At 37.9% G+C, this 14090-nt stretch carries 12 protein-coding genes; 10 read left to right on the top strand and 2 right to left on the bottom strand.

Translation table 11 applies throughout. The features are described from left to right. Positions 1–51: 51 nt before the first annotated feature. The 3 genes from A6754_RS20825 to A6754_RS20815 all read left to right on the top strand — a co-directional run bounded on the left by A6754_RS20825 (position 52) and on the right by A6754_RS20815 (position 3681). Positions 52–1257, top strand: a complete 1206-nt coding sequence (locus A6754_RS20825) for a methyl-accepting chemotaxis protein (protein WP_066450487.1) — start codon at positions 52–54, stop codon at positions 1255–1257. A gap of 737 nt (positions 1258–1994) precedes the next feature. Then, positions 1995–2495 carry a CueP family metal-binding protein gene (locus A6754_RS20820; protein WP_257299256.1) on the top strand — a complete coding sequence of 167 codons (501 nt, stop codon included), beginning with the start codon at positions 1995–1997 and terminating at the stop codon, positions 2493–2495. Positions 2496–2715: 220 nt separating this feature from the next. Then, positions 2716–3681 (top strand): 2-hydroxyacid dehydrogenase, encoded by a 966-nt coding sequence (locus A6754_RS20815; protein WP_066450481.1) that lies wholly within the window; start codon positions 2716–2718, stop codon positions 3679–3681. A gap of 60 nt (positions 3682–3741) precedes the next feature. Here A6754_RS20815 and A6754_RS20810 read toward each other — a convergent pair whose 3' ends face one another. Then, complete coding sequence (locus A6754_RS20810; RefSeq protein WP_066450478.1) at positions 3742–5220, bottom strand: methyl-accepting chemotaxis protein; 1479 nt, start codon at positions 5218–5220, stop codon at positions 3742–3744. A gap of 93 nt (positions 5221–5313) precedes the next feature. Then, entirely contained in the window at positions 5314–6354 is a 1041-nt protein-coding gene (locus A6754_RS20805; protein ID WP_066450475.1) for an ATP-binding protein, read from the bottom strand. An 806-nt stretch (positions 6355–7160) separates the two neighbouring features. Between A6754_RS20805 and A6754_RS20800 the strand changes: the two genes are divergently transcribed. The 7 genes from A6754_RS20800 (at position 7161) to A6754_RS20770 (ending at position 14076) form a co-directional block, all read left to right on the top strand. Beyond that, positions 7161–7940, top strand: coding sequence for an SAF domain-containing protein (locus A6754_RS20800; RefSeq protein ID WP_066450471.1), 780 nt, complete (start codon positions 7161–7163; stop codon positions 7938–7940). Positions 7941–7951: 11 nt separating this feature from the next. After that, on the top strand, positions 7952–9103 hold the full coding sequence (locus tag A6754_RS20795; RefSeq protein WP_066450468.1) for a CpaE/TadZ family protein: 1152 nt from the start codon (positions 7952–7954) through the stop codon (positions 9101–9103). A gap of 12 nt (positions 9104–9115) precedes the next feature. Beyond that, positions 9116–10465 (top strand): TadA family conjugal transfer-associated ATPase, encoded by a 1350-nt coding sequence (locus tag A6754_RS20790; protein WP_066450464.1) that lies wholly within the window; start codon positions 9116–9118, stop codon positions 10463–10465. Next, the gene (locus A6754_RS20785; protein WP_066450460.1) at positions 10465–11391 is read left to right on the top strand and encodes a type II secretion system F family protein; all 927 of its coding nucleotides are present in this window, start codon (positions 10465–10467) and stop codon (positions 11389–11391) included. The genes A6754_RS20790 and A6754_RS20785 overlap by 1 nt, the downstream gene beginning before the upstream one ends. A gap of 4 nt (positions 11392–11395) precedes the next feature. Beyond that, positions 11396–12328 (top strand): type II secretion system F family protein, encoded by a 933-nt coding sequence (locus tag A6754_RS20780; protein ID WP_066450457.1) that lies wholly within the window; start codon positions 11396–11398, stop codon positions 12326–12328. Between the two features lie 17 nt (positions 12329–12345). Next, positions 12346–12555, top strand: coding sequence for a hypothetical protein (locus A6754_RS20775; protein ID WP_066450454.1), 210 nt, complete (start codon positions 12346–12348; stop codon positions 12553–12555). Positions 12556–12675: 120 nt separating this feature from the next. After that, on the top strand, positions 12676–14076 hold the full coding sequence (locus A6754_RS20770) for a vWA domain-containing protein (protein ID WP_066450450.1): 1401 nt from the start codon (positions 12676–12678) through the stop codon (positions 14074–14076). Positions 14077–14090 lie beyond the last annotated feature (14 nt).

Below are 14090 nucleotides of genomic sequence, written 5' to 3'. Positions count from 1 at the left end.
CAAACTTGCATAAGAACTTATTAAATATAGAGTCAGGAGAATTAATTGATTATGGAAGCTATTTTAATTGGAATTATTGTGGTCTTATTGGTAACAACCGTTTATTTTGCTTTCCGCTATTTTTCACTGAAACGCCACTCGCATATTCATAGTGAAATTACAAAGGGCATGAAGGAACTATCAGCTGGAAAGATGATCAGCAAAGTGGATGAAAAAAGTGAAACTCATGCTCACTTTAACCAGCTGATTGAGTTTTTAGCTCATGCCAGAGAAAAGTTTTCTGTGTTTGCAAAAGATGTTCATACGACTTCGGAAACCCTTGTTGAAAGTGGTGAATACGCTGCTGAAAAAGCTGATATTGTACGAGCGGCCATTGATGAGGTAGGCAGAGGACTTCAAAAACAATTAATTTCTACAGAAGAAAGCTCTGTTTCCATGGAAGATATGGCACAAGCTATTGAAGATTTATCAATCCGCTCTAACCATATCTCTGAACAATCAAACACTACCGTGGAATTAACGCAAGAAGGCAATGAGAAGCTAAAAGATTCATTAAAGAAGATGGAAAAATTCAATCAAACGGTCAACGTTACCTATGATGCCATCCAAAAGCTTGGTGAAAAATCGTATGAAATCGGCACCATTGTAAAAGTAATTACAGGTATATCTGAGCAAATCAATTTGCTGGCTCTAAATGCAGCAATTGAAGCAGCACGTGCAGGAGAGCATGGTAAAGGATTTGCGGTTGTGGCCGATGAAGTCAGAAAGCTTGCTGAACAATCCCGCCAGTCTTCATCAGAAGTATCAGACATCGTGAAAAATATTCAGGAAGAAACCACTATTGTTGTAAAATCAATGGAACAGGGAACTTCTGAATTCACAGATACGAACTCTACGATTATCGAAGTTGGAAACATGTTCGAGAAAATTTTAGAAACGACAAAAATTATTGCTGATAATAATGTCAATTCTTCAGCGAGCACAGAAGAGATCTCATCCAGTTCACATCAGATCATGTCAACGATTAGAGAAATCGCAGCTATTTCACGTGAATCTGTTGAAATGTTTGAAGAGCTCATTGAAATCAGTGATGATGAACTGCAAACAATGCAAATTCTTGTGCACGAAGCAAATAATATTAAAGAGTTAAAAAACGAAGTTGAAGAAATTATAGCTGCCTGGAATCAACGTGGTGAAGAGACAGCAGCAGAAAACATAAAAGAAACTGCAGGGAATGTAAGTGCAGCGGCAGTGTGATTTATAAAAGGAGCATCCATCAATGAACAGATGGATGCTCCTTTTACTATGTTGTTCAGGACCCAAGCTCCTTTTCATCTGTTCCTAAAGCTGCGCCAATACAATTGATGTATTAAGAGAAAAATTCATGCAGTTTTCAGGATGCATACCATGCTGTCTAATGGTTAAGCTAACTGAAAAAAAGGAATTAGCACTTATGTCTAATTTTTTGTCATTTCTCATATTAAGATTAATTATTGTGCCCATTTTGGCTTATTGTCTGAATGCTTTTACTTTTTTATTTCTGTTGAGCTAATAGATCAAACCTATTAAGATACTTTCGAGATCCATTTCTTCTTGCTACTTTTAAATGAAATTAGTTAACTTATTGTTTTCTAATCTCTTACTGAAATATCACTAAAATAGTGTTTCTTCTATAATATATGTGCAGAAAAGGCAACTGAATACACGGCCTTCAAGCAAAGAAAACTTCAGGACACGCTATAACTATTCATGAGCTTATAACAAGGCTCATGTTCTTTATATCAATTTCATATTTAAGAATTAACAGAATCTCATAATTAATCTATTTTATAAAATAGATCATTTATGAGACAGTAAGATGTCTCTAGCAGATAAAAATTTGTGCTAAATTCTCCACATTCTTCCTTCCTGCTACATGCTATTCTATAAATGTAATGGTTTGCATTTGCAGATTAGGAGGAGACAGTATGAGGAAAAAGGCAATCATATTGGGAATGGCCTTAGTGGCAGCTGCTATTATTTTTTTAGTTTCTAATGTTGAGTATGAAGTGAAAGAGGAAACGATAGACATAAAAGAACTGGTAAAAGATTATAGCACAAGTGATATGGGGAAAGATTCGGCTTCGATTACTTCACATGATTTAATTGTTGCGAAAAGTGATGGAAGTGAGCATAGTTATGAGCTGCCGAAAGATGAGTTCTTTGTATCAATTGCTCCATATTTAAATGAAACACATCCATGTTCTCTTCATAATTTAACCGGATGCCAAGGCGAAATGGCGAATGAAGAATTTGCTGTATATATCGAAGATGAGGAAGGAAATGCGGTTGTAGATGAAGTAATGAAATCTCAAGATAACGGCTTCATTGACTTATGGATTCCAAGAGATCAGACATATAAAATTTCTATTGCATATAAAGGCAAAAAAGCAGACTCAACCATTTCCTCTTTTAAAGGAGACGATACTTGTATTACTACCATGCAGCTTTCATGATTTTAGGTATATTAAGAGCTCTTCCGCCCAATGGCAGGAGAGTTTTTTTGTAGATAACCATAGATTGGTGAGTAGTTAGTAAGATTCAGAGTTGATAATGATCTTCTAGATATGCAGTGTTTCTTGAATATAAAAAAAGAGCTAATATGTTATAATTTTCTATATATCCTTAAGCGTTTTCATGAAGATGCTAATAGGATTAGAGAGGCGGGGGATAAGGGTGAAACCAAAAGTTTTTATCACAAGGCAAATACCTGAAGCAGTTATACGAAAATTGGAAGAAACATGTGAAGTGGCAGTTTGGAAATATGAAGATACTCCTGTGCCCAGAGATGTTTTGGAAAAAGAAATTACTGAAGCTCATGGATTATTTTGCATGCTTACAGACAGCATTGATGCTGCCTTAATTCAGAAAGCGAACAAACTTAAAGTCATCAGCAATCTAGCTGTTGGCTACAATAATATTGATATAGAAGCTGCGAGTGAGAAGGGGATTAAGGTAACGAATACTCCTGGTGTTCTAACAGAGACCACTGCAGACTTAACGTTTGCCCTTCTTATGGCGACAGCGCGAAGAATAACGGAAGCATCTGACTTTCTAAGAGCTGGAGATTGGAAAACATGGTCGCCAATGCTGTTGACAGGTCAGGATATCTATAATCGTACATTAGGGATCATTGGACTTGGAAGAATTGGAGAAGCAATTGCAAGAAGAGCAAAAGGATTCAATATGAATGTAGTGTATCATAATAGAAGCAGGAAGCCAGATGCGGAAGAGTCGATTGGTTTGACCTATGTATCAATGGATGAACTTCTTCAGACTTCCGATTATGTTTGTATTATGACGCCATATACAAACGAAACGAAAAATCTCATTCATGCTGAACACTTTAAAATGATGAAAGAAAATGCAATTTTAATTAATACAGCACGCGGTGGAATTGTAAATGAAAAGGATTTGTATGACGCCCTTAAAAATGGAGAGATATGGGCTGCTGGCTTGGATGTATTTGAAGAAGAGCCTGTTCCGCTAGATCATCCATTACTGACATTGCCAAACGTTGTCACACTGCCCCACATTGGAAGTGCTAGTATAAGTACGAGAAATATCATGGCAGAAGTTGCAGCGTCCGATCTTCTAAAAGCCGTGAATGGAGAAACGCCTGTTCATTTAGTGAATCCATAAGATAAAAGAAAGAGCCAGGGATGCAGATAACAGCATCCCTGGCTCTTTTAAATTCTCTATTTAAGCAAAACTCTTCTTCACCTTTTCTGCACTTTCCGCGGTGTTTCTCATATAAGAAGCAACCAAATGCTGATCTTCGGTAAGTGTTTCTATAGATGCTCCCACTTGTTGAAGACTGGCTGTTGCCTGTTCAATGAGAGCGGCAAATTCATTTGTAGAAGATTCTACCTCTTCGCTATTTTTCCCTACAACGCCAGCCAGCTTTGCAAACTCCATGAATTTTCCATTGATGCTTTTTAACATGACATTAAGCTCACTAAAGGTTGTGCTGACTTCATTTGCAGATTGAACACTCTTAAGCAAGCTGCTGCTGCTTGTTTTCATATTCTTTTGGGCTAATTCGTTTGAATGGTTAACATCTCTTAAGTTATCAGTAATTTTAATAGTTGTTTCTTTGGTGATATCTGCAAGCTTTCGGATTTCCTCTGCTACTACAGAGAAGCCTTTCCCAGCTTCGCCGGCACGTGCCGCTTCAATAGAAGCATTAAGAGCAAGCAAGTTGGTCTGTTCTGTAATTTGCCCGATATCATTAGCAAATTGATTTGTTTCTGCTATTTTTTGTGCCAAGGTTGTAAAGTTTTCCTGTAAATCTGTAATTACGCTTTGGAGCTGATGCATTTCCTGTGATAATTGTTCAGCTAGATTGTGGCCACTTTCAGCAAAAGCACTCGATTGAAGTGAATCTTGTATCAGCTGATCAGTAGCTTGATTCATTTCGGTAATCGTTCGAACATTTCTATGTGCATTATCCGCAATCGAAGAAATCTGTTCACTCTGTGCAGCACTGCCGGATGAAACTTCATTAATAGCAGTTCGCATTTCATCCTGAGCATGTACGCTATATTGTACCTTTTCGTTTACCTTTTGTATGCTCTCCACAATCGTTGACATTTCTTTTTCTAACTGAAGTTTTTGCTTTTCTTTTAAGTCTGCTTCTGTACTTGCATTCTCCAAGAATAGTTGAAGCTGTTTAAATTGTTTTTGATTCATATAGATTAAAACCGCTAAAATGATGCCTGATAATAAGAATAAAATAAAGAACCCAATAAATTCGTCTTTTAGATAAGAGTAACCCTCTGCTGGAAAAAAGCAGTTGAGGCTAATGGTGATCAGGCCGAAAAATAGCCCAATAGCATAAAGGATTTTTTGAAAGGGAATTGCTGCAAATACTAGAAATAGGAATACCGTAATAACTCCTGTTAAATTCCCTTTTTCAATCATGAAAGTAAAGAGGTTAAAGATATTCATTCCTATTATAATAATATATGGAAAAAGAAGATCTTTTTTTACTTTTTTCGTTATAAAGTAAGCTAAAGCATAAGCGAAAATTTGAAAGAGTGTAAAATAAGTCAATAAAGTAAAACTGCTCAATGCGATTAGGCTAATAATGACTAAAGATGAAGAGCCTAAATAGCTGAAAAGCATAAGCTTGTTCTTGCCTTGTAAATCTTCAAGCCTCATTTGATCAATTGCGTTCATAATTCTTCCCCCGTGTTATTCATTCTCTTAAATATATCGGTTGTTTTTCCGCAGAATGAATAGGTTTTAAGGGGGATTAAAAATATTTATTTATTATATGTTTACAGCCTCAGAACCCGGGTATGTAATTGGAAGAGTTATTATAATTGAAGTGCCCTTTGCATCGCTGGAAAGATGAAAGCGGCCGCTGTGATTTTCAATAATTTGCTTGCTGATCATTAAACCTAATCCAGTGCCCTTTTCTTTTGTCGTAAAAAAAGGTTCTTGCACACGATTGAGTAAATGATCTGGAATTCCTGGTCCATTATCACGGAAGGCAATTTGGATAGAACCCTGTATAACCTCCAGACCAATGATGATTTTTCCGCCATCCGGCATTGCTTCAATACTATTTTTTAGTAAGTTGATAAAAACTTGTTTTAGCTGGTTTTCGTCACATTCAATAGAAGGTGTACAGGAACTCATATTTGTTATAATTTCAACATTGTTTAGGATGGCCTGTGTCTCTATTAAGGTAGTTACATCTTCAAGCAGCTCCTTCACCTTGTTAATAATTTTAAACTTCATTTCTTTTGGCTTCGCCAAAGTTAACAACTCAGACAGTATTAATTCGATTCTGTCTATTTCTGCGTGAATAATTTCAAAATATGGCTTTGAATCGTTATGCTGATCTTCAGTTAATTGAAGAAACCCTTTTATGGCTGTTAATGGATTGCGTATTTCGTGAGCAATGCCAGCAGCCAGCTGACCAGCGGCCATTAGTTTTTCCGTTTGCAGTAAAAGTTCTTCTGTTTTCTTTCGTTCTTTTGTGTCTCTAATTAGGAGATAAACAGCTTTTTCTTCTTGGAATATTACGGGAATTGCTTTAACCTCTGCTTCAAAGCAATCTCCTTCATGCCGGTAAAATATAAATTCTTCAAAATTAACGGTGCTCGCTTGTTTCTGGTTCAAAAGCAATTGTTGAAACGGGAGCAGCGAAGCAGGTGATACAGACATAAAAATATTGCTGGCCACCAGTGCGTTTTTGTGGAGAAATCCAAACAAATCCGCAGCATGTTGATTGTTATAAATAATCATTCCGTCCCGTAACAGCATGACCGGATCAGGAGAATGATCCACGAGACTTTTAATCACTTCTTCTCCTATTTTGATTACCCCCTTATATTTGCTTACTATCTGTGGTTATTTGCACATCAACTCAAAAGATTCCTTTATAGGAAAAATAGGGAAACGGTATTACCCCTTACCCCGCACTTATTTAAGTTAAACCTCTTTTTTATAAGTTTTATAAAAAATATTTTATTTTAACGCCTGCAAATATTTCAGTATTTCTAAAACAATAAGAAGCTTGTCCGCCTAATTTCTCATAAACTTTCCGTTCTTTAATAAGAACAAATACCCTAGAAGTGAAATATTACTCTTAATTCAAACTATTTATCCACGAACAATCACATTTCAAAACACTTGATTAAAAGGAAAATAAGAAAAAATAACTACTATTTGTAACATTTGTAATATAAGAAAAGGAAAATTTAAAATTGTCTTTAAAAAAATATCAATGCTCCTATTATTTGCTGGGGAAATGGTACCAAGTAAAAATCTCGATTTTGAGAGAATAATAGGGAATATTTATCAGACATATTTCGACATTGTCCCAGAGAGTTTGACGGAAATGTGAACGCGTGTTAGTTAATATATAGCATCAAAGAAGAAAAATTTTCTAAAAGCATAGGTTTATTTGATCTTAACCGAGGTATAAGGTAGGGAAAAGTTTTCCAATATTTCTTATGTTTTGAAAATGAAAACAGCTGAACAAACGATATAGAGAACAAGAGCTATTTTCTTCTCAAAATATAAGAGCTGCTGACCAGCTTAACGCGTGGGCAGCTGAATTGCTTTCTAAAAAAACAAAAGAACTACTGTGGGAGAGAAGAAACAGGATGTTAGAGTCGAAGAGAAGAGCCGCCATATTTTTATTGCTTGCCTTTCTGTTAGCAGCTGGAGCGGGATATCTTGTTCTGGATAAGGTAAGAGATCTGAATGCTGAATTGGGAGGGATGACGAAAATATATATTGCGAATGGCAATATCCCTGTTAGGACATTAATTGAGGGCAGTCAAATTAGAACGATGGACATCCCGAATAAGTTTCTGAATGATGCGCACATAACAGATAAAGATGAAATTATCAATAATGTTTCTGTAGTGCCATTAGCAGAAGGAGAAATCATTACTAATAATATGTTAAAGCCGTTTACTGAATTGCGGGATGAAAACAATCGTCTTGTCGCTATGTATCCTTCTGAAAAGGTTCAGTTTGATCAAGTGGTTGAGACATTGGATCGTGTCGATATCGTTGTTTCAACAGACAATAATGGTGAGCAAAAGACAGAAGTGTTCATGAGAGATGTACCTGTTGCCTTTGCACAGGGAACGGAAGAGGACTTCGCTGGTGTGGCGCTTGAAGTTAGTATAGAAGACGCTCCTAGACTCATACATATGCAAAATTACGCCGACAAGGTAAGAGTCTTAAAGGCCAATGTAGGAAAAGAGGATATATCTCCAGCTCAGCTGCCAGATCAGCCAGATCAAGACACTGTGGAGGAAGAACAGCCGCCAGAGAAGGAAGAGGAAGCAGTGAATGAAGAAGCTGAAGCCGAAGATGGTGCAGCTGATTCATCCGAAGAGAGTGAAACAGAAGCCGATCAAAATAATAACTAAGAGGGAATCGTATGGAGTCGAATCTAAAAGTATTATTAGTCAGTGATGATGAGGTCATTCATAATCAGATTTTAAATGCCATGTCAGGAAGCTACTCGGTTCAGCTGATTGAATCAAGGGATGTTGTCAGAGAAATGAACCGTGAAGATCGGGACATTGTCATTTTTGTACAGCCTGACAGTGATATTGCGGTTGAAAGTATTGAATATATAAAATCGGTAAGCCCGACGACATTAGTCATGTTTATTGCAAAAAGTTCCGACTTTAGCCAGCTCCGCAGTATTACGAAGGCGGGTGCTTCTGAGTTCTTTGTTTACCCGGAAGAACATAGTTTATTCATCAGCAGAATACCTACTATTTTTCAAAGCTATGAAGCTAATAAATCAAAACAAACCGAAACGTTATCTTCTTTTACAAGAGGAAGAGGGCAAATCTTTTCGATTTTCAGCGGAAATGGCGGAAGCGGCAAATCTAACTTGGCATCCGCATTTGCTCAGACGATTAAGGTCGAGTCAACAGCAGAGGTAATTCTGATTGATTTGAATTTACAATTTGGCGGACTTGAAACATTAATGGCCATTGAGTCTAACCGCTCTATAGCAGATCTTATGCCGGTTGTAAGTGAACTTAATGAAAGTCATATCCGGAATGTCTCACAAAAGCTTGAAAGCTCTAAGCTAGAGGTGCTGATCAGTCCTTGTGATGCTGAGACTGCAGAGAAAATAACAGAGGATTTTGTAGCTAAATTGTTGAGAACATGCAGACGAAGCTTTGATTTTGTCATCGTTGATCTGCCTTCTTATATGAATAACCATGTTGTAACAGCACTTGAAGAATCTGATCGTATTTTTTATGTGTTAACACCAGATACACCATCTTTAAAGGTGCTAAAGCAATTTGAAGAGCTTGCAGTGAGACTGGGAATTGAATTGCCGTCACGCACTTCCATTATTTTGAATAAAACAAGCAAAGATAATGAGGTGCAGGTAAAGGATATTAAAAATGTACTAAGATTTCCGCTCGCAGCAACTGTCAGATTGGATAATAAAGGACTACAGCCTTTCTTGAATAAAGGAGAGCCAATTAGAAAAACAGCGAAGGAAAGAAGGCTCATTCCATTTGCAAAAGATGTGAAGAAATGGGGACTTTCTGTACTGGAATAGGAGGTTTGGCGAATGGCATCCTTATTTGATAAAAGAAAAGAGAAAATCATCAGCTCAGCCAAACTGCAATCCTACCAATATGAAAATCACTTAGTGGACGAATTGGTTGAGCATTACAAGTCCAGGCTGCTTCGAGATACGAATTTAGAGGCGCTGACCAAGCTGTCCCAAGGGGAAATGCGTCTTAGCATTGAACAGTTTGTGAGCCAATTCATGGCAGAGGAGAAAGTGATTATTTCCCGCCATGATAAAGAGATATTAATTACAAGAATACTAGATGAATCGGTGGGTTATGGACCGCTGGAGCCTTTAATAAATGATTCATCCATTACAGAGGTCTTAATCAATGGCTTTGAAGAGGTTTATGTTGAACGCTTAGGGAAGCTGGAACTGACGGATGTAAAATTTCGCGATGATGACCATGTCAGACATATTGTTGACCGAATCGTAGCTCCAATCGGGAGAAGAATTGATGAAAGCTCTCCAATGGTTGATGCCAGACTGCCGGACGGAAGCCGTGTCAATGCCGTAATACCGCCAATAAGTCTGAATGGCACATTGGTATCGATCCGTAAGTTCCGGAAAGAGCCGTTTACAATGGATGATCTATTAAACTTCAATGCTCTTAATTCTGCTATGTCCAAATTTTTAGATGGTGTTGTAAAGGCAAAAATGAATACGTTAATTTCCGGAGGTACGGGAAGCGGGAAAACAACGATCCTAAACGTATTAGCAGCATCAATCCCGCATGGAGAAAGAGTTGTAACCATTGAGGATTCAGCCGAATTAAGGCTGAACCGCCCAAATGTAGCTGGTCTTGAAGCACGTCCGGCCAATGTGGAAGGAAGCGGAGAGGTAAGTATTCGTCAGCTTGTGAAAAACGCACTCCGGATGAGACCGGATCGTATTATTGTCGGTGAGGTCAGAAGCGGTGAGGCTTTCGACATGCTCCAGGCAATGAACACGGGACATGAAGGCTCGCTAACGACTGTACACGCCAATTCACCGGATGACGCTTTAAGAAGGGTAGAAGCAATGGTTGTTATGGCCGGAATGGAGCTGCCAAGTCATATTGTCCGGGAATATATCGTCGGTGCACTCGATATCATTATTCAAGCAACCCGACTAACTGATGGAACTAGAAAAATTATCTCTATTTCTGAAGTGGTGGAAGAACAGAATGGTTCACATTCTGTAAAAGAAATATTCCATTTTAAAAGAACAGGCATGTCATCAGATGGAGCAATTGAAGGCTTTTATACACCGACAGGTTACATTCCAGCATCACTTGATAAGTTAAAGGTCTTTGGAATAAACATCCCTGAATCTTCCTTTACGCCTGTTTATGAGGAGGTGAAATAATGGCCGAGTTTTTTCTATCCATGTTTGCTGCTCTTATGTTGATTATCTCCATCTATTTCATACTCGATTACCGGATGAAAAAACGGGAGTGGCGCAAGGATGTTCATGAGTTTTACAACGATGGAGTGAAGAGAAAAAGTGTTATTGTTCTGCTCGGCACGAAGTTTGATCAAACGGAAACAGCGCAGCCGATCTATGAAAAGCTTCGCAGTGCCAATATTCCTTTAACACCGTCTGAATACCTTGGAGCACATGTTGTTATTTTTATGGGAATTATTATCGCCTTGCAGAACTTCTTCGGCATTGGGTTTCCAGTCAATCTTCTTGTTGCTGCATTAGTGCTTGAAGGAGGCAAAAGGCTGCTGTTTTTAATACGAAAAAATTATATGAAGCAGCGTATTGTTGAGCAGCTTCCTGAGATTTGCAGAACATTGGCCAACTCCAGCCGGTCAGGTATGACATTGACGCAAGGAATTAACCTCGTTGCACAGGAAGTGAGTGAGCCAGCTAAAAGTGAATTTCGCAGACTGGCTCAGGAGCTGTCACTAGGAATCGATTTTAATGCAGGTCTTAAAGCAATGGAGAAACGTATTGACAGCAGAGAGTTTCAGCTCTTTGTCGCCACTATGCTGATCCAAAAGAAGGCTGGAGGCAATCTCTATGCTGTTCTTGATGAAATGAGTCAGACGCTGGAAGATCGAAAAATCCTGCAGCAGGAGATCAAAACAATGACTGCTGAACAGAGATATGTTTCTTATATTGTTCCAGTGATTCCTATATTTCTAGTGTTAATGATGAATAATGTCATCGATGGATTTTTAGATCCGTTATTTTCTGGATTGGGACTCTTCCTGCTCGCATTTTTCGTAGCTGGAACCGTATTAACGTTCATTCTAGTCCGAAAAGTGACGAATATTAGGGTGTGAAAAGATGGATGGATTAATCCTTATTGTTGTTAGCTTATGTTTAATCTTTGTTGCCCTTTCTTTAAGAAGCTTTTATAAATATCTCACCTCAAAAGAGAGACTTAAAGAGGAAATAAAAGAGAAAACATTTATCTATAATTCATTTGAAAAAAAGATCACAAGAAAAGAAAAAATGATTTCGAAAATGCTGCAATATGCTGATGACTTTTCTGGCATTGGTCAGAGAATCAATTTCTTTAGTGAAAATGAAGAAATAAAAAAACAGCTAATGCAGGCTGGCTTTCCATATGGATTGACAGTAGAACGATTTCAAGGTTTGAAAATCTTTTTACTTATTATTGGTGTTATTGCAGGTGGAGTATCACTTGTACTCCGACTGCCCTTTGCGGAGGTTTCCCTCATTCTGCTGCCTGTAGCCGCCTATATGCTGACGATATTTTGGCTTAAGAAAAAGGCAAAGCAGCGCCAGGCGGAGCTTTCCTATCAGCTTCCGGATTTTCTCGATACGATGAGTGTAACTCTGCAGGCAGGTGTCGGCTTAGATCAAGCTCTTAGAGATATCGTTCCATACTTTGAAGGACCTGTTAAAGATGAATTTGGCCGATTTATACAAGAAACAGATGTAGGAGTGCCAAGGGCTGATGCCTATCGAGAACTCTTAAAGCGTAATGAAAGCAGAGAGTTCCAGATGCTGATTAAATCATTAATCCAAGGTGAACGACTAGGTGTTCCGATTTCTAAGACCTTTAAACAGCAATCCGAAGAAATGCGGAAGATCAAGAAGGAAAAAATTAAAGAGGAGGCAGCAAAAGCCTCGCCGAAAGTCACCTTGATTACCACTTTTATTGTTATGCCGTCTGCCATCATTTTAATTGGCGGCCTGATGGCTATCAATATGTTTAAAGATAGCAGTAATTTATTCAACTTATTTAACTAAAAAAGGAGAGATTTACAATGAAAAACATGATGATTAAAGCATGGACAAAAGTTATGAATCCAGTGAAGAACGAAAAAGGAGCACAATCACTCGAGTGGTTAGGAATTGCAGCTTTACTTATTCTTGTATTAGGGATTGTTTCAACAGCGGTTAGTGATCAGAGTGAAGGAATTGGATCCATCATCTCAGGAATTATTGATCAGATTTCACAAATGGTAGGCGGCTGATTCGTCACATACAAACTGGCGTCTTGCCTGAGACGGCAGGACGCTCTCTTTGCTTAAGTTTTATAGAAATAAACGTTTTGAAACTCTAGGGGTATTCTTATTTGTAAGGTGGTTAAAAAATTGACATATACCAAAAGGATCCTTCCCATTCTCATAATCTTTATCCTTTTTTTGGCTGCCTGCAGCAACAATCAAGATGAGCCAGATCAGGTTAATTCCGATAATGATGATGCGCAAGTTTCTGCTAATGCAGAAGATGACGAGAAAGATGATGCATCAAATAAGTCTGATGAAGAAGAACCTGAATTAGATATTGAACCTCTTCCTGAAACATATGAAGAGTTAGCTGCAAAGCCAGTCGGTGAACATCATGATTTCACATTTAATTTAAATGATGAAGATATTCAAAGAATGCTAGATACATTCAATGACCTTCCGGAACTGCCAGAAGATGCATCGAATGAAGAGTTAGATTATTACTATCAAGAGCTTCTGAAAAAGGTTCAGCAAGAATACAAAGGTCCAGAAGAAGCGATTAAACAGTTGCGTTTTCAGTCTATAGGAAATCCAGAGCAGGCAGATTCAAGATATCAGTTTAAAGAGAATCTAAATGTTGAAATTCTTCTGGATGCTTCGGGGAGTATGGCAGCAGAGGTTAATGGAGATGTAAAGATGGACGCAGCTAAAGAATCAATTCTGCAGTTTGTTGAGTCACTTCCTGAAGATGCAAAAGTAGGTATTAGAGTTTATGGTCATGAAGGAAGCAGCAAAGAAGCAGATAAGCCATTATCATGCAGCAGCAGCGAGATTATTTATCCGATTTCATCTTATGAAGAATCCTCATTTCAAACAGCTTTGGATGGAGTTACTCCAAGTGGATGGACACCAATCGAATTAGCGTTAACAGAAGCACAGAAAGATCTATCAGAGTTTGATGGAGCAAATAACACAAATATTGTTTATTTGGTCAGTGATGGTGTGTCTACATGTGAAGACCAGCCAGTAGAAGCAGCAAAGCAGCTATACGATTCTAATATTGAACCAATTGTGAATGTCATTGGGTTCGATGTTGATAATGAAGGTCAAAATCAGCTTAGAGAAATTGCTGATGTGACGGAGGGTATTTACACTTATGCTGCTGATGGAAATGAGTTAAGCGATGAGCTTGCGAAAGTAAGTGATTTGGCAGAGACATGGGAAAAGTGGAAAGAGCAGGGTGAGCAAAGCCTTGATTACAAAAGGGTGAATAATAGTCTTGATATATTTGTGTATATCACTGAGGAAAAATCCAAAACAACAAGAGAGAAATCCATTATAAATCTTATTGTTTCACAGATGGCGCAAAATGAAAAAATAAGCAATGAAGCAAGAGATTATTTACAGCAGAAAAACACGGAATATCATGATTGGATCAGAGAAGAAATTGATCAGTTTAATGAGGAGCTCAAAGCCTTAAACGAAAAAAGCTATAGTGAAGCATTACAAACACTAGAGGAAAAATATCAGACTAATGCTCAATAAGTGAGGTGAGTATT

The organism is Cytobacillus gottheilii (genome assembly GCF_001636345.1).
GTDB lineage: Bacteria > Bacillota > Bacilli > Bacillales > Cytobacillaceae > Cytobacillus > Cytobacillus gottheilii.
Note: the sequence above shows the minus strand (reverse complement) of the source record. Positions and strands in the feature narration are given on the sequence as shown.